The organism is Burkholderia anthina (assembly GCF_001547525.1).
Taxonomy (GTDB): domain Bacteria; phylum Pseudomonadota; class Gammaproteobacteria; order Burkholderiales; family Burkholderiaceae; genus Burkholderia; species Burkholderia semiarida.
Genome location: NZ_CM003769.1, coordinates 338,360 through 354,305 on the forward strand (window position 1 = coordinate 338,360; position 15,946 = coordinate 354,305).

The window sequence follows — 15,946 nt, forward strand, 5'->3', positions numbered from 1 at the left end:
GCGCTGACGGCATCATCGAAAGGGCCGAACGGCCCTTTCCTTCCAACGGGAGAACGAAGTGAAAAAAGGGATGATCGCGTTGCTCGCGGCGGCGAGCATGGTGGGCGCGCTCGGCGGGTGCGTCGCCTATGTTCCTGGCGCACCGGTCGTGGTCGCGCCGCAAGGCGGGCCGGGGAATGGATTCTGTCCGCCGGGACAGGCCAAGAAAGGCAACTGTTGATGTAAAGCCTGCGGCAGCCGCGGGCTTTTTTTCATCCATCGCGCGAGCGAGCCGGCGCCCATGCCCGACGGCTCGGCGAATCCCGGTTCCCCGCCGCGTCACTCCGCCATCTTCGGCGGCCACGCATGGCCTTCGGCCTGACAATGCCTGCACCACGCATACAGCGCGTCGTACATGACGAGACCGTGTTCCAGCATGGCGTGATCGTCGGGAAACATGTCCGACAGTCCGAGCGAAATCGCATGAAGCCCGCTCGACTGCGGCGTCAGGTCGAGCCGCGACGTATCCGCGCCGCGGATGATGCGGGCCATGTGCTGCAACGCCTGATCGTCGGCCAGACCGTACTTGTCGAGAAACGCGTCGAAGCTGCATTGCTCGCCGACGTGCGTCAATTCCACGCCGGGAATGTCGTACGGGATCGCGCCGGTCTCGCCGGCGATGCGCAGCACGTCACCCGGCGCAACATAGAGAAATTCGGGCGTCTCGTCGATAAAACGGGCAATGAGCCAGGGACACGCTATCCGGTCGATTTTCGGACGTTGGCGAGTAATCCATTGCATGGCGGCCTCCACGGTCAGTGATGCAACAGCGGATACACGATCAGGCCCATCACGGCGGCTCCGCCGACGACCATCGGCTCCGACAGCTTCTTGAACCTGACCAGCAGCACGATCGTCGCGAGCGCCACCAACGCGGTCGGCACGTCGACGATCGAGCGTCGGGCCAGCACGATCACCGACCCCGTGATCGCGCCGACGGCCGCGGCCGTCACGCCGTCGACGAACGCCAGGATCGCCGGCAGCCTGCCGTATTTCTTGAAGTACGGCGCCGGCAACACCGTGAACAGATAGCACGGCAGGAACGTGCCGGCCGCCGCCACGCACGCGCCGGGCAACCCCGCCACCAGATAGCCGATGAAGCCGACCGTGATGACGACCGGGCCCGGCGTGATCATCGCGACCGCCACGGCGTCGACGAACTGCTTCTCGCTGAGCCAATGGTGCTCGGTGACCACGCCCCCATAAAGGAACGGCACGATCGCGAGCCCCGAGCCGAACACGAACGCGCCGGCCTTCGCGAAGAAGGCGGCCAGTTGCACAAGCTGCGGCCAGTCGACGATACCGAGCCATGCACCGGTGGCGGAAACGGGCCACGCCACGACCGCATCGACGCGCCGCTGGCGTAACCACCGGGGCGGCGCACGCGTGAGCCAGACGAGCACGCCCGCCGCGAGAAACAGCCACGCCACTTCCGATTCGGTGATCACCGTCACGGCCACCAGCGCGAGATAGATCGCCCACAGCAGCGTGTCGCGGCCGATGCTTTTCGTGGTCAGCTTGCGCGCGCTGATCGCGATGATGCCGATCACCGCCGCGCCGACGCCGTAGAACACCGACTGCATCCACGTCAGGCCGCCGAATCGCGTGTACGCGTAGCCGAGCAGCACCACCATCAGAAACGACGGCAGCACGAACGCGATCCCGACCATCGTGGCGCCGACGATACGGTAATGCACGTAGCCGAGATAGATCGCCAGTTGCGCGGCGAGCGGGCCGGGGGCGAGTTGCGCGAGCGCCAGGCCTTCCTTGTAGTCCGAGTCCGCGATCCATCGGCGCGTATCCACGAGGTCCCGATGCATGTAGCCCGCGAGCGCGACCGGCCCGCCGAACCCCGTCGCGCCGAGCCGCGCGAAGTACCCGATCAGTTGCCACAGCGTATAGGCCGGGCGGTCGCGATGTGTATTCATGTTGGCGCGAGCAGCATGGTCAGGGTTGGCGGTTGCCGCGGAAATGCACGTACAACGAATCGAGTACGGTGCCGATCTCCGTCAGCAATGCGTCATCGTCGGCGACGCGCTTTCGGGCGCCGGCGAGAATGGCCTCGAATCCGCCGGCTTCCGGCACGGTGGCGCCGCCCACATCCAGCGCATGCACCATGGCGCCCAGCCGGGCGAGTCCGTCGTGGTCGCCCAGCCCGAAGCTGGCGACCAGCACCTCGAACGACACGCGATCGCCCACATGCGTGAACGGCGCGCCGTCGAAGTCGAAGCCGAGCGCGTCGGCCGGGCAATCGGCGAGATTGTCCAGCCACACGAAGCGTGCATGCGGATCGATGAAACGCTGAATCAGCCACGCGCTGGCGACGCGATCGACCCACAGGTGACGGCGCGTCGCCCACAGCCTGCCCTGATACTGCGCACGGTCGCGACGCGGAATGCCGCGCTGCGCGGCATGCGGCTCGCCGGGCGAGCGCAACGCTTCGACCGCGGCGGTGAAATCCCGCCATTGCGCCTGCGCGCGCTGCGAAGTTTCGCCGGGAAAGAAATCGATGCTTCGAATCGCCTCGTACGTGCGAGCATGGCGGCGTTGCAGGCGGTTGAGCTCGGCGACCGCCAGATCGGGCAGCGTGCTGCGGGCCGCCGAAAGCTCGGCGAGCCAGCCTGCGTAATCGCCCGCGCGATCGAACAGCGACTGGTACGCGTCTTCGTCGGCAGGATCGTCCGCCCGGACATCCAGCAACCACGCCTGCCCTTCGCCGTTGCGCGCCTCGTCGGCGAGCTCACGCAACTGCGCCGCCTGCTCGGCATGCGCAGGCAACAGATAGGCGCCGTCCCGCAGTGCACCACAGCCGAGCGCCTTGACGGTACGCCAGATGCGCATGCGGGCAGTCGCGCCGGAGGTCGGCAGACTGACGATCAACAGGAGCCAGGAAGTCGGGACGGCATTCATGACGGCAGCATAAGTGGCCGTCACGAACACTGCAATTCGGTAGATATCGCTACACCATTTCGACGGCAGGCAGCCATGCTCGACGCGTGGAACAGGAAGGCAAAAACAACGACCGTCAAACGCGCCCGGGCCGCCTCGTCGCCAGCCGCGCAACCCGATGCGGGCCCGATATGCGGTCGACGCCGCGGCACATCGTGACGATATCCTGCGAATCGGGCGGTTCTGCGCATAAACTGAAAGCACGCCACGGCAGGCTGCCGTCGAGCGATCGAACGCTTTTCCCCGACACCGCGCAGACTGCAACTGAACGGCAAACGCAGGCCCGCACATGAAACCGCCCCATGAAAATTGATCCCAGCGTCATTCCTCACTATCTCGTCCTGCGTGCGGGCTGCCCCCCTTATGTGCTGAATTCGGATCGTCAGGTGCTCCGCCGCCAGGCGAGTCGGCTCTTGCTGGCATTCGCGCGAACGCGTGGAGCGATCGCACATGTCGACGGCATCGCCTGGAACGTCTTCTCCGACAGCGAGGGGCTCACGATAGTCGAGCGTCGCGAGACCGGATTCTTCTCGTTGGTCGCGGGAAACGAGACCGAACGTCAGTTGCATTTGCTGACGACCCTCTGACGTCGTCGCCGGGACGGCGTATCGCACGGGCGACAGGCATGCCGGCAAGGGACCGATCGGGACCCAGGCGTCACGCGTTCCGCCCCTGCCGATAGCGCTTGACACGCTTCGTGCCGACGCGTACTGTCGGCCGCGGAAGTATTCAAGAAGCGCGATTGCTGCTCATCATCGACCGCAGCCTGCGGTATTCGTTGTCCTCTCCCTCCTTGATTCCTTTTCCTCGTCCATACGAGGCATATGCGCTCGTTCATTTTCAGGAGATCCAACATGGATACCGGTACCGTCAAGTGGTTCAACGACAGCAAGGGCTTCGGCTTCATCACCCCCGACAACGGCAGCGACGATCTGTTCGCCCACTTCTCGGAGATCCGCGGCGATGGCTTCAAGACCCTCGCGGAAGGCCAGAAGGTCAGCTTCGAAACGAAGACGGGCCCCAAAGGGCTGCAGGCGTCGAACATCACCCCGCTGTAATCGCTGAACCGTCAGCCCCTGTTCGCGAAGCGGCACATCGCTGCCGCTTCACGTGCCGCGCCCTCCGTCGCAGTCAACGCGACTCGACGCAGGCACGGTCATCCGCTTCGCATCCGGCCGTCGGCCCGTGCGTATGCCGACACCCGACCCTCACTCGCCGCGCCGCACGGCCGACCGCGCGCGAGAGAGCGGCGCACGTCATGCTTACCGAACCGCGCAAGCGGTGCAGCAGGAGAACCCGCATGACCCGAAACCAGCCTCGCCGCAACAAGGCGCCTCCGCGTGCCAGCCAGGCCATCACTTTGCCGAAGCTGGGCACCGCATTGAACTGGGTGCCGCCCAAACCGCCTGCGGTCACGAAATCGCCCGCGAAGAAACGCCCGCCTGCTCCACAATAACCCGCCTGAAACCGGGCGACGTCCTCGACGAAGTGCGTGCGCCAACCCGGAATAAATTGGACGTTCGACGAAGGATGCGCGTATGATGGGCTCATCCGAACGATCGGCCGCCCTCCGACGTTCGCCCCTCCACCCGCCCGCTTGCTGCATCGCCCCTCCTTCGCGCTGCAACGTTGTCCCCTTCACCCACCGGCCCGCCCTGCAATGGGAATACTGGCCGAACGTGTTCGCCCATGCGACTCGCCGTGGCCGAACGCCAGGAGTTCGTCATGAGCATGCACGTCTATCGTGGTTTCGAGATTTATCCGCTGATTTACCCTCACGTGGCGGCGCCGCATGGCTGCCCGCACAACTACGACGCCGGGTTCGACGCGGCCGTCAAGATTTGCCTGCGCGGCACCACCGATACGCTGACGCAGAGCCAGACCTTCCGATTGCACGACATCTCTCCATTCGACAACGCCGGCGACGCGCGTCGTGCGTCGGTGCGCTTTGCCGAGAACATCATCGACGACAATCGGGACAAACAGGGCTTCTTTTCCAGCGCGCGCTGACGCGCGCTCGTCGGCACAACGCAATTTTTCGGTATTTTGGAGGACGAAATGATCATCGACGAACTGCTCGGCTTGATCGAACGGCATGAAGTCACCCGGATCGACACCGTCGTTCCCGCCAGAATCGCCGATTCAGCGATGTGCCACCAACCCGAGCTGCACATGTTCATGGCGGTACGTGCGCTCTCGATCGGAGCAGGATATTCGGAATTCGAATCCGACGAGATAGCCAGCGCCGTCATGACGCGGCTCGGCTAGCTTTCCGTTCCAGCCTTTCCCGACAGGATCTACATGACGACAATTACGCTGAAGCTCAACGAACCGATCGATGTCGCGCTGCGGCGATTCCGGCGCGGCATCGAGAAAACCGGGCTGATTCGCGAATTGCGCGCCCGCACCGGCTACGAGAAGCCCACGACGGAGCGCAAGCGCAAGAAGGCCAGCGCCGTTGCCAGGCAGCGCCTGCGGGCCAAGCGCATGTTGCCGCCCCGAAAAATGTACTAGGAGGGCATCGTGCACAACATGCCGGCCGAGGCGCCTCCGTTCTTCCCGCTGACGAAATGCGAAGTCGACTTCGATCAGCAGAACGACATGGTGACACTGCTGCCGAGCTTCTACGCATTCGGGTGCGAGTACACCAGCCGCGGGCTTCTGATCGGGCGAAGCGATGCGTTCAAGCTGATTGCCGCGATCGAGAAGGCGCTCAGCGTCCAGCAGTAATCCGACACCGGCGCACTCGCAAGCACCGACAACCCCAAAAAGGACCATGCGCGGCCGGACCCAGTACGTCGATCTGCTCTACTTCCTCGTTGTCATGCAACTCGTCACCCGCAGGCAGACGCGCGCGTGGCTTTCGCCGTTCCAGCTCGCCGAATCGCTGCAAGCGTGGCTGGTCATCCATCGTGCGAAATGCGAGTGGCGCGATCGCGTCTGGATAGGCCACGCTTCGCTTCAGATCGCGAAATCGGCCGGCCGGGCCGACAGCGCCGCACTCGCGCAACGGCTCGCGCATGCCGAACCGGCGCCGACGCCCGCTTCTCCGGACGCCTCGACGGATCGGGCGGGCCTCCGAATGGCGTGCATCCGTTACCTTCGCGAGCATGTCTGACCTTGATCCCCGTTGACGGGGCGACATGCAATCCGGCGACGGCGACCGACAGGCAGGGTCGATGCGTCAGTGACATGCGAACGCGGTTCGCGTTCGTGCCGACATATCGGGTCACGACCGATTAAAAAAGTCGCGTGCCGGCTCGGCGTTTCGACGCGGCCACGCCCGCGGCATGCTACATCGGGCGTCCCGATGATAAGCTCGGCATCGACGCGCTGTCGCGCACCCGTCACCCGACCGACCCCAAGCCTCCCGCGAGTCCGCTCATGCCCATCGCTCCTGCTGTCGTCTCCGCCTTCACTCCCACCGGCAAGCTCCGCGCATCGATCAACCTCGGCAACCCGATCCTCGCGAACCGCGACCCGGCAACGGGCGAACCGTTCGGCGTCTCGATCGACCTCGCCCGTGCATTCGCCGAGCGCCTGTCGGCCGACCTGGAACTCGTGGTGTTCGACGCCGCCGGCAAATCGGTGCAGGCGCTGACCGACGAACGCGCCGATTTCGGCTTCTTCGCGATCGATCCGCTGCGCGGCGAAACCGTCGCGTTCACCGCGCCGTACGTGCTGATCGAAGGTTTCTATCTCGTGCCCGACGCCTCGCCGATCCGCACCCATGCGGACGTCGACCAGCCGCACAACCGCGTGGCCGTCGGCAACGGCAGCGCGTACGACCTGTTCCTCACCCGCGAATTGAAAGCCGCGCGGATCGTGCGCGCGCCGACGTCGCAAGCGGTCGTGTCGACGTTCGTCGAGCAAAAGCTCGAAGTGGCGGCCGGCGTGAAGCAGCAGCTCGAAGCCGACGCCGCGAAAACGCCGGGCCTGCGCCTGCTCGACGAGCGCTTCATGGTGATCCGGCAGGCGATGGGCGTGCCGAAGAGCCGCGGCGACGCGGCGGCCGCGGTGCTGAACGCGTTCGTCGAGGAGATGAAGGCGTCGGGCTTCGTCGCCGATTCGCTGCGCCGGCACGGCATCACGGGCGCATCGGTCGCGCCGGCTGGCTGATCGACAGCCGCGCGGCGACGCGCCGAACGCGCCCATCCGCTGATCGACGGCATCTTCCGGCTCGCGGCTCGGGCATGCGATTTCAGCACGCGCCGGCTCGGTCCTCGCGCGCGTGACGCGTGCGGGATCGCGGCAACGCAGCATCGCCGGGCACAGGACACGCGCAAATGGCGGAGCGGCGCCGGACTTCGCGACCCCGCGACCGCCGAATGGGGCAATGTGCTGCTCCGCACAAACCCGTTGCGGACCGCGCCGGCTTCGGCCACGAAGCGCCACCGGCGCAATCGCCGAGCCCGATCGGCCTCGTCCCCGCGCTAGCGCAAACCCGGACCCGGTTGCACTGTTCATCGTCATTCTGGTCCTGTATCGTCCTTCCATCCCCGATTGCGAAACCGGTGCATGGGAGGCTCTCGATGCGAAAAAAGAATGCTGCAGCCGTCTGGATCCTGATCGCGATGCTGGCAGGCATCGCAATCGGCTACATGGTCTTCGCGAGCTTTCCCGACAAAAAGGCCGCGACCGAAATCGCCGGCTACATCTCGCTCGTCTCCGACGTGTTCCTGCGGCTGATCAAGATGGTGATCGGGCCGCTCGTGTTCTCGACGCTGGTCGTCGGCATCGCGCACATGGGCGACGCGGCGTCGGTCGGGCGCGTGTTCGCGAAAGCGTTCGGCTGGTTCATCACCGCGTCGCTGGTCTCGCTGCTGCTCGGGCTGCTGATGGCGAACCTGCTGCGGCCCGGCGACAACCTCGGCCTGCCGCTGCCGGACATCGGCGCATCGGCGAACCTCGCGACCTCCAAGTTCACGTTGAAGGATTTCGTCGGCCACATGGTGCCGAAGTCGATCGCCGAGGCGATGGCGAACAACGAAATCCTGCAGATCGTCGTGTTCTCGATGTTCTTCGGCGTGGCGCTCGCCGCGCTCGGCGAACGCGGCAAGATCCTCGTGGCCGCGATCGATCAACTGTCGCACGTGATGCTGAAGATCACCGGCTACGTGATGAAGCTCGCGCCGCTCGCCGTATTGGCCGCGATGGCCGCGACCGTCGCGGTGAACGGGCTGTCGGTGCTGCTGAAGTTCGCGGTGTTCATGGGCGATTTCTATCTGAGCCTGTTCCTGCTCTGGGCATTGCTCGTCTGCGCCGGGTTGCTGTTTCTCGGGCCGCGCGTGTTCAAGCTGCTGGTGCTGATCAAGGAAGCGTTCATGCTGTCGTTCGCGACGGCGAGCTCCGAAGCCGCGTATCCGAAGATCCTCGACGCGCTCGATCGTTTCGGTGTGCGCCGCAAGATCTCGAGCTTCGTGATGCCGATGGGTTATTCGTTCAACCTCGACGGCTCGATGATGTACTGCACGTTCGCGTCGCTGTTCATCGCGCAGGCGTACAACGTCCATCTGTCGCTCGGCACGCAGATCACGATGCTGCTCGTGCTGATGCTCACGTCGAAGGGAATGGCCGGCGTGCCGCGCGCGTCGCTCGTGGTGATCGCCGCGACGCTGCACCAGTTCGGGCTGCCGGAAGCCGGGCTACTGCTGATCCTCGGCGTCGACACGTTCCTCGACATGGGCCGCTCGGCCACGAACGCGGTCGGCAACTCGATCGCGAGCGCGGTAGTCGCGAAATGGGAAGGACAACTGATGTCGGAGGCGGAAGCCGAGGCCAACGCGGCGCGCATCGAAGCGGAACAGGAAGCGACGATCGCACATCCGACGGAAGTCTGACGGAGGCCCGCCGATGAAGATGCAGCGATTCCGGCTTGCGCTCGCGCTCGCGAGCCTGCTCGCCGCCAGCGCGTCCGCGCGCGCGGACGATCTGCCCTCCCCGCCGCCGCGCGTCGAGCCGTTCGCGCCGGCGCAACTGACGGGCACGCTCGCGAAGGTGCGCGGCACCGGCACGATCGCGCTCGGCTATCGCGACGCGTCGATACCGTTCTCGTACCTGAATGCGCGCCGCCAGCCGATCGGCTATTCGATCGAGCTGTGCAAGGCGCTCGTGTCGTCGATCGAGGATGCGGTCAACAAGAGCCTGACGATCCGCTGGGTGCCCGTCACGTCGGACAACCGCATCGACGCGGTGGTCAACGGCCAGGTCGATCTCGAATGCGGCTCCACGACGAGCAACCTCGAGCGCCAGAAGCGCGTGGCGTTCTCGCCGATCATCTTCGTGGCCGGCACGAAGGTGATGGTGAAGCGCGGCGCGCCGATCCGCTCGTTCCGCGATCTCGCGGGCAAGAAAGTCGCGGTGACGGCCGGCACGACCAACGAGAAAGCGTTGCGCGACCTGGACCAGCGGTTCAGGCTCGGGATCCAGCTACAGGTGGTACCGGACCATGCGCAAGGCTTCGCGCTCGTCGCGAACGGCGGCGCCGACGCGTTCGCGACGGACGACGTGCTGCTGTACGGCCTGATTGCCGAGAATGCGGGCAAGGGCGGCCAGTACGACGTGGTGGGCGATTACCTGTCGTACGACCCGTACGGCATCATGTTCCGTAAGGACGATCCGCAGCTCGCGCAGGTCGTGAAGAACACCTTCGTGGAACTGGCCGCCGACGGCGAGATCGCACGCCAGTACAAGCGCTGGTTCCTGCGCCCGCTTCCGTCGGGCCTGAGTCTCAACCTGCCGATGAGCCCGCAACTGGAAACCATCATCGAGACGATCGGTATCAAGGGCGAATGAGCGCGGCGGCGAGCCGATCGCATGGGCGCATGGGCAAGCGGCCCCGGTGTCTCGCCTGACATCGGGGCCGCTTGCGACAAGCACCGCGTTCAGCCGACGCGCGCTTCGCCCTGCCGCTCGGTTTCGCCGTCGGGCGATGCCGTTCGCGCCAGTACGGGCTTCAATGCCCGCCCCGTATGGCTCGCACTCACCTTCGCGAGCGCTTCCGGCGGCGCCGCCGCGACGATCGTGCCGCCGCCCACGCCGCCTTCCGGCCCGAGATCGATGATCCAGTCGGCTTCCGCGATCACGTCGAGATCGTGCTCGATCACGACGACGCTATGCCCCGCATCGACGAGCCGGTGCAGCACGCGAATCAGCTTCGCGACGTCGGCCATGTGCAGGCCGACCGTCGGCTCGTCGAGCACGTACAGCGTGTGCGGCGCCTTCTGGCCGCGCCGCGTGATGTCGTCGCGCACCTTCGTCAGCTCGGTGACGAGCTTGATGCGCTGCGCCTCGCCGCCGGACAGCGTCGGCGACGGCTGGCCGAGCGTCAGGTAGCCGAGCCCGACGTCCTTCATCAACTGCAGCGGATGCGCGATGTTCGAGATCGGCGCGAAGAATTCGACCGCCTCGTCGATCTCCATCGTCAACACGTCGCCGATGTTCCGGCCGCGCCACGTGACGGCGAGCGTTTCCGGATTGAAGCGCTGCCCGTGGCACACGTCGCACGGCACCTTCACGTCGGGCAGGAAGCTCATGCCGATCGTGCGCACGCCTTGCCCTTCGCAGGCCGGGCAGCGCCCGTCGCCGGTGTTGAACGAGAAACGCGACGCCGTATAGCCGCGTGCGCGCGCTTCGAGCGTATCGGCGAACAGCTTGCGGATCGTGTCCCACACGCCGATATAGGTGGCCGGGCACGAGCGCGGCGTCTTGCCGATCGGCGTCTGGTCGACCTCGAGCACGCGATCGATCTGCTCCCAGCCGCTCAGCGACTCGCAGCCCTGCCATGCATGCGTGACGTTCAGCGACGGCCGCGGTGCGCTGCGCGCGAGCACGCTCGAACGGCGGTTGGCGGCCGGCGCGTCCTGCTGCGCCGCCTTGCGCGCACGCCGCGTGGCCGGCGACGACAGCACCGAGCGGCCGACCGCGTCCAGCAGGTTCGTCATCAGCACGTCGCGCGCGAGCGTCGACTTGCCCGAGCCACTGACGCCCGTCACCGCGACGAGCCGCGCGAGCGGAATGCCGACCGTGACGTCGCGCAGGTTGTGCAGCGTCGCGCCATGCACGGTCAGCCAGGCTTCCGGCACGGCCGCGCCGCCCTTCTTGCCCGGCAGGCTCACGCCGCGGCGCGGCTGCAGTGGGTGCGTCATCGGCTGCGCGAGCAATCGGCCCGTGACCGAATCCGGCTGCGCGGCCAGATCGGCGACCGCGCCCTCGGCGACCAGCGTGCCGCCGCGCTTGCCCGCGCCCGGGCCGACGTCGATGATGTGATCCGCGCGGCGGATCGTGTCCTCGTCATGCTCGACGACGACCAGCGTATTGCCCTTGTCGCCGAGCTTGCGCAATGCGTCGAGCAGGATCTGGTTGTCGCGCGGATGCAGGCCGATCGTCGGCTCGTCGAGCACGTAGCAGACGCCCTGCAGGTTGCTGCCGAGCTGCGCGGCGAGCCGGATGCGCTGCGCTTCGCCGCCCGACAGGCTCGGCGCCGCCCGATCGAGACTCAAGTAGCCGAGCCCGACTTCCTCGAGAAACGCGAGGCGGCTGCCGATCTCGCTGACGATGTCGCGCGCGATCTGCGCATCGCGCCCGCTGAGTTCCAGCGCGTCGATCCAGCGGCGCGTGTCCGATACCGTCCATTGCGCGACCTCGACGATCGGGTGCGCGTCGAACGTGACCGCGCGCGCGGACGGGTTCAGCCGCGTGCCGTGGCAATCGGGGCACGGCTCGTTGCCGACGCCTTCCCGTTCCTGCTCGTCCGACGGCAAGGTTTGCTCGCGGCCGCGATCGTCGCCGGCGAGCACCGTGTCGTCGTATGCGGCGCGCTGTTCGCGCGTGAGCGTGACGCCGGTGCCGACGCAGGTCGTGCACCAGCCGTGCTTGCTGTTGTACGAGAACATCCGCGGGTCGAGCTCCGGATAGCTCGTGCCGCACACCGGGCACGCACGCTTGACCGACAGCACCTTGACCGCGCCGACCCGGGCGGTCGAACGATCGTTGCGCATCGCATCGTGCAGCCCGTCGAGCGGCGCGAGCAGGTGCATCACGCCCTTGCCGAGCTCGAGCGTCTCGTCGAGCCTGCGCCGCAACTCGGCTTCGTTGTCCGGCGACACGACGATATCGGCCACCGGCAATTCGATCGTGTGCTCGCGGAAGCGGTCGAGCTTCGGCCACGGGTCGACCGTGACGAACTCGCCGTCGACGCGCAGATGCGTGCTGCCGCGCGCCTTCGCCCATTTCGCGAGATCCGTATACACGCCCTTGCGATTGACGACGAGCGGCGCGAGCAACCCGACGTGTTCGCCGCGATGGTCGCGCAGCAGTTGCGCGGCGATCGATTCGACGGATTGCGACGTGACCGGCGTGCCGTCATGGATGCAGTGTTGCAGCCCGAGCTTCACGTACAGCAGCCGCAGGAAATGCCACACCTCGGACGTGGTCGCGACCGTGCTCTTGCGCCCGCCGCGCGACAGCCGCTGCTCGATCGCGACGGTCGGCGGAATGCCGTACACGGCATCGACCTCGGGGCGGCCGGCCGGCTGCACGATCGAGCGCGCATACGCGTTCAGCGATTCGAGGTAGCGACGCTGGCCCTCGTGGAACAGGATGTCGAACGCGAGCGTCGACTTGCCGGAACCCGACACGCCGGTGATCACGTTGAACTTGCCGTGCGGGATGTCGACGTCGAGCGCCTTCAGGTTGTGCTCGCGCGCATTGACGATGCGCACGACGTCCTCGCCTTCGATCGCCCGGCGCGCGCGCGCCGCGTTCAGCACGGCCTGCAACGGCTTGCCTTCGTCGGCATGCACCGCGCCGGTATGCACCGCGCCGACATCCATCGCGCGGTCGTACTGCAGCAGCGCCACGCCGGTATGCGATTCGGCGCAGGCCTTCACGTCGTCCGGCGTGCCCGCGCACAGCACGAGGCCGCCGCCGTCGCCGCCTTCCGGGCCGAGATCGATCAGCCAGTCGGCCGCGCGGATCACGTCGAGGTTGTGCTCGATCACGATCAGCGAATGGCCGGCCGCGAGCAGCTTGCCGAATGCCTGCATCAGTTTCGCGATGTCGTCGAAGTGCAGCCCGGTGGTCGGCTCGTCGAACATGAACAGTTTCGCGCGTGCGATGCGCGCCTCTTCCGTCGCGACCCGGCGCCCGCCCGCCGCCGCCGCCGACTCGGCGAGGAAGCCGGCGAGCTTCAGGCGCTGCGCCTCGCCGCCCGACAGCGTCGGCACCGGCTGGCCGAGCTTCACGTATTCGAGGCCGACGTCGACGATCGGCTGCAGCACGCGCAGCACCTCGGCATCGGTCGCGAAGAACGCGGCCGCTTCGCTGACGGTCAGATCGAGCACGTCGGCGATGTTCAGCGCGCGGCCGTCGCGCTCGATTCGCACTTCGAGGATTTCGGCACGGTAGCGGCTGCCGTCGCAATCCGGGCAGCGCAGGTAGACGTCGCTCAGGAACTGCATCTCGATGTGCTCGAAACCCGAGCCGCCGCAGGTCGGGCAACGGCCGTCGCCCGAGTTGAAGCTGAACGTGCCCGCGCCGTAGCCGCGCTGCAGCGCGAGCGGCGCCTTCGCGAACAGCTTGCGGATTTCGTCGAACGCGCCGACGTAGCTCGCCGGGTTCGAGCGCGTGGTCTTGCCGATCGGCGACTGGTCGACGAACACGACGTCGCCGACCTGGTCGGCGCCCGTCAGGCTGCGGTACGCACCCGGCGATTCGGTCGCCTTGCCGTGATGCCGCGCCATCGCCGGATACAGCACGTCCTGCAGCAGCGTGGATTTGCCGGAGCCGGACACACCCGTCACGCACACGAGCCGCTGCAGCGGAATTTCGACCGTGACGTCGCGCAGGTTGTGCTCGGTCGCGCCTTCGAGCACGATACGCGGCGTGTTCGCGTCGACCGCACGGCGCGCCCAGTTCGACGCATGCGCGACCTGCTTGCGGCCACCGAGATACTCGCCCGTCAGCGTGTGCGCGGAACGGATGTCGGACGGCGTGCCGTCGTACACGATCGTGCCGCCGCGCTCGCCCGGGCCGGGCCCCATGTCGATCAATCGATCGGCCGCGAGCATCACCGACGGATCGTGCTCGACGACGACCAGCGTGTTGCCCGCGTCGCGCAACCGCTGCATCGCCTCGACGATCCGCGTGAGATCGCGCGGATGCAGCCCGATACTCGGCTCGTCGAGCACGAACAGGGTTTTCGTGAGCGACGTGCCCAGCGCGGTGGTCAGGTTGATCCGCTGCACCTCGCCGCCCGACAGCGTGCGGCTCTGCCGGTCGAGCGTCAGGTAGCCGAGCCCGACGTCGCACAGGTATTTCAGGCGCGTGCGCACTTCGGCGAGCAGCAGCTTCAATGCGTCGTCGAGCAGCGCGCTCGGCAGCACGATTTCGTCGAAGAAGCGCCGGATGCGCTCGATCGGAAGCAGCATCAGATCGTGCACCGTCAGGCCGGGCAGCGCTTCGAGCTGCGCGCGGCTCCATTCGACGCCGCGCGGCATGAAGCGGTCGGCCGGCGCGAGCACGGCGTCGGCATTCTCCTTCGAGCCGAGCCGCCATTGCAGCGATTCCATCTTCAGGCGCGCGCCGCCGCACACGTCGCACGGCGTATAACTGCGGTATTTCGACAGCAGCACGCGGATGTGCATCTTGTACGCTTTCGATTCGAGGTAGCCGAAGAAGCGCTTCACGCCGTACCACTGGCTCTGCCACTTGCCGTTCCAGTCCGGCGAGCCGTTGACGACCCAGTCGCGTTCGGCATCCGTCAGCTCGGACCACGGCACGTCGCGCCGGATGCCGGCTTTCGCCGCGTAGCGCATCAGGTCGTCCTGGCACTCTTTCCACGCGGGCGTCTGCATCGGCTTGATCGCGCCGCCGCGCAACGTCTTGCGCGCATCGGGAATCACGAGCCCGAGATCGACGCCGATCACGCGGCCGAAGCCGCGGCAGGTTTCGCACGCGCCGTATGCCGAGTTGAACGAGAACAGCGCCGCTTGCGGCTCCGCGTAACGCAGGTCGCTATCGGGATCGTGGAGCCCGGTGGAGAAGCGCCACACCTGCGGCTCGGCCGTCGCGTTTTCCGCGTCCGCCGCCAGCACGTACACGTTCACGCGGCCGCCGCCGCGCTTCAGCGACGCCTCGATCGCCTCGACCACCCGCACCTTGTCGGCCTGCTGCACGCGGAAGCGGTCGGCCACCACGTCGAGCATCTTGCGCGGCCCGGTGGGCGACGCGACTTCGCGCTGCGCCTGCACGCGCGTGTAGCCGCTCGCCGACAGCCACTGCGCGATTTCCTCGTCGGACACCGCTTCCGGCAATTCGACCGGGAACGTGACGACCACGCGCGGATCGTCTGCCTGCGTGCGCGCGACGAGCTCCGCGTAGATCGTCTCCGGCGTGTCGTGCCGTACCTGCCGCGCGGTCTTGCGGTCGAACAGCTCGGCCGCGCGCGCGTACAGCAGCTTCAGGTGGTCGTTCAGCTCGGTCATCGTGCCGACGGTCGAGCGCGAACTGCGGACCGGATTGGTCTGGTCGATCGCGATCGCGGGCGGCACGCCGTCGACGCGCTCGACCTGCGGGCGGTCCATCCGGTCGAGGAACTGCCGCGCGTAGGCACTGAAGGTTTCGACGTAGCGCCGCTGGCCTTCCGCGTACAGCGTGTCGAACACGAGACTCGACTTGCCGGAGCCGGACGGGCCGGTGACGACCGTCATTTCGCCGGTGCGCAGGTCGAGATCGAGATTCTTGAGGTTGTGCTGACGTGCTCCGCGAATGCGGATCAGATTGCTGGATGACAATTTGCCTGCCCGTCTGAATGAGTTAGCCAGAGTTCACGGTACCGAAACGCTGCGGCGGATGCCCGCATGCGCGGCGCACGGGCCGCACGGGTCATGCCCGCGCCGCTCGAGTTCGACGGCTACTATACTGTATATTCATACAGTTTTCCATGACGACCCTGCGG

General features: G+C 66.7%; 16 protein-coding genes. 12 read left to right on the forward strand and 4 right to left on the reverse strand.

The annotated features are described in order from the left end of the window. The first annotated feature begins 58 nt into the window (after positions 1-58). On the forward strand, positions 59-220 hold the full coding sequence (locus WS64_RS34355) for a hypothetical protein (RefSeq protein WP_099318566.1): 162 nt from the start codon (positions 59-61) through the stop codon (positions 218-220). Positions 221-318: 98 nt separating this feature from the next. Here the strand turns inward: WS64_RS34355 and WS64_RS17740 are convergent, their stop codons facing one another. The 3 genes from WS64_RS17740 to WS64_RS17750 are packed head-to-tail and all read right to left on the reverse strand — an operon-like array spanning position 319 to position 2,949. Further along, positions 319-780 carry a chromate resistance protein ChrB domain-containing protein gene (locus WS64_RS17740; protein WP_060967159.1) on the reverse strand — a complete coding sequence of 154 codons (462 nt, stop codon included), beginning with the start codon at positions 778-780 and terminating at the stop codon, positions 319-321. 14 nt (positions 781-794) lie between these two features. Then, complete coding sequence (locus tag WS64_RS17745; protein WP_060967160.1) at positions 795-1,967, reverse strand: chromate transporter; 1,173 nt, start codon at positions 1,965-1,967, stop codon at positions 795-797. A 19-nt stretch (positions 1,968-1,986) separates the two neighbouring features. Then, complete coding sequence (locus WS64_RS17750) at positions 1,987-2,949, reverse strand: chromate resistance protein ChrB domain-containing protein (RefSeq protein ID WP_060967161.1); 963 nt, start codon at positions 2,947-2,949, stop codon at positions 1,987-1,989. Between the two features lie 341 nt (positions 2,950-3,290). Here WS64_RS17750 and WS64_RS17755 point away from each other — a divergent pair, with 341 nt between their 5' ends. The 11 genes from WS64_RS17755 to WS64_RS17800 all read left to right on the forward strand — a co-directional run bounded on the left by WS64_RS17755 (position 3,291) and on the right by WS64_RS17800 (position 9,783). Continuing rightward, positions 3,291-3,575: a hypothetical protein gene (locus WS64_RS17755; RefSeq protein WP_059637806.1), complete on the forward strand. Its 285-nt coding sequence runs from the start codon at positions 3,291-3,293 to the stop codon at positions 3,573-3,575. A 267-nt stretch (positions 3,576-3,842) separates the two neighbouring features. Next, positions 3,843-4,046 (forward strand): cold-shock protein, encoded by a 204-nt coding sequence (locus tag WS64_RS17760; RefSeq protein ID WP_059637809.1) that lies wholly within the window; start codon positions 3,843-3,845, stop codon positions 4,044-4,046. Positions 4,047-4,288: 242 nt separating this feature from the next. Beyond that, entirely contained in the window at positions 4,289-4,444 is a 156-nt protein-coding gene (locus WS64_RS34950; protein WP_167351634.1) for a hypothetical protein, read from the forward strand. A gap of 269 nt (positions 4,445-4,713) precedes the next feature. Continuing rightward, positions 4,714-4,998 (forward strand): hypothetical protein, encoded by a 285-nt coding sequence (locus tag WS64_RS17765; protein WP_059578002.1) that lies wholly within the window; start codon positions 4,714-4,716, stop codon positions 4,996-4,998. 48 nt (positions 4,999-5,046) lie between these two features. After that, entirely contained in the window at positions 5,047-5,256 is a 210-nt protein-coding gene (locus tag WS64_RS17770; RefSeq protein WP_059577999.1) for a hypothetical protein, read from the forward strand. 33 nt (positions 5,257-5,289) lie between these two features. After that, on the forward strand, positions 5,290-5,502 hold the full coding sequence (rpsU, locus tag WS64_RS17775; protein ID WP_059577430.1) for a 30S ribosomal protein S21: 213 nt from the start codon (positions 5,290-5,292) through the stop codon (positions 5,500-5,502). A gap of 9 nt (positions 5,503-5,511) precedes the next feature. Beyond that, positions 5,512-5,718: a hypothetical protein gene (locus tag WS64_RS17780; protein ID WP_059637811.1), complete on the forward strand. Its 207-nt coding sequence runs from the start codon at positions 5,512-5,514 to the stop codon at positions 5,716-5,718. A 46-nt stretch (positions 5,719-5,764) separates the two neighbouring features. Next, positions 5,765-6,106, forward strand: coding sequence for a hypothetical protein (locus WS64_RS17785; protein ID WP_060967162.1), 342 nt, complete (start codon positions 5,765-5,767; stop codon positions 6,104-6,106). A 266-nt stretch (positions 6,107-6,372) separates the two neighbouring features. Continuing rightward, positions 6,373-7,107, forward strand: coding sequence for an ABC transporter substrate-binding protein (locus WS64_RS17790; RefSeq protein ID WP_060967484.1), 735 nt, complete (start codon positions 6,373-6,375; stop codon positions 7,105-7,107). 413 nt (positions 7,108-7,520) lie between these two features. Next, complete coding sequence (locus WS64_RS17795; protein WP_060967163.1) at positions 7,521-8,828, forward strand: dicarboxylate/amino acid:cation symporter; 1,308 nt, start codon at positions 7,521-7,523, stop codon at positions 8,826-8,828. A 13-nt stretch (positions 8,829-8,841) separates the two neighbouring features. Further along, entirely contained in the window at positions 8,842-9,783 is a 942-nt protein-coding gene (locus WS64_RS17800; RefSeq protein WP_059577419.1) for an amino acid ABC transporter substrate-binding protein, read from the forward strand. Between the two features lie 89 nt (positions 9,784-9,872). Here WS64_RS17800 and uvrA read toward each other — a convergent pair whose 3' ends face one another. Beyond that, positions 9,873-15,782, reverse strand: a complete 5,910-nt coding sequence (uvrA, locus tag WS64_RS17805) for an excinuclease ABC subunit UvrA (RefSeq protein WP_060967164.1) — start codon at positions 15,780-15,782, stop codon at positions 9,873-9,875. Positions 15,783-15,946: the final 164 nt, after the last annotated feature.

Coding starts and splice junctions, on each gene's coding strand:
- WS64_RS17755 (WP_059637806.1), top strand. CDS start 3,291: ATGAAAATTGATCCCAGCGTCATTCCTCACTATCTCGTCCTGCGTGCG.
- WS64_RS17740 (WP_060967159.1), bottom strand. CDS start 780: ATGCAATGGATTACTCGCCAACGTCCGAAAATCGACCGGATAGCGTGT.
- WS64_RS17770 (WP_059577999.1), top strand. CDS start 5,047: ATGATCATCGACGAACTGCTCGGCTTGATCGAACGGCATGAAGTCACC.
- WS64_RS17785 (WP_060967162.1), top strand. CDS start 5,765: ATGCGCGGCCGGACCCAGTACGTCGATCTGCTCTACTTCCTCGTTGTC.
- WS64_RS17790 (WP_060967484.1), top strand. CDS start 6,373: ATGCCCATCGCTCCTGCTGTCGTCTCCGCCTTCACTCCCACCGGCAAG.
- WS64_RS17750 (WP_060967161.1), bottom strand. CDS start 2,949: ATGAATGCCGTCCCGACTTCCTGGCTCCTGTTGATCGTCAGTCTGCCG.
- WS64_RS17800 (WP_059577419.1), top strand. CDS start 8,842: ATGAAGATGCAGCGATTCCGGCTTGCGCTCGCGCTCGCGAGCCTGCTC.
- WS64_RS17765 (WP_059578002.1), top strand. CDS start 4,714: ATGAGCATGCACGTCTATCGTGGTTTCGAGATTTATCCGCTGATTTAC.
- WS64_RS17795 (WP_060967163.1), top strand. CDS start 7,521: ATGCGAAAAAAGAATGCTGCAGCCGTCTGGATCCTGATCGCGATGCTG.
- WS64_RS17760 (WP_059637809.1), top strand. CDS start 3,843: ATGGATACCGGTACCGTCAAGTGGTTCAACGACAGCAAGGGCTTCGGC.
- WS64_RS34950 (WP_167351634.1), top strand. CDS start 4,289: ATGACCCGAAACCAGCCTCGCCGCAACAAGGCGCCTCCGCGTGCCAGC.
- rpsU (WP_059577430.1), top strand. CDS start 5,290: ATGACGACAATTACGCTGAAGCTCAACGAACCGATCGATGTCGCGCTG.
- WS64_RS17745 (WP_060967160.1), bottom strand. CDS start 1,967: ATGAATACACATCGCGACCGCCCGGCCTATACGCTGTGGCAACTGATC.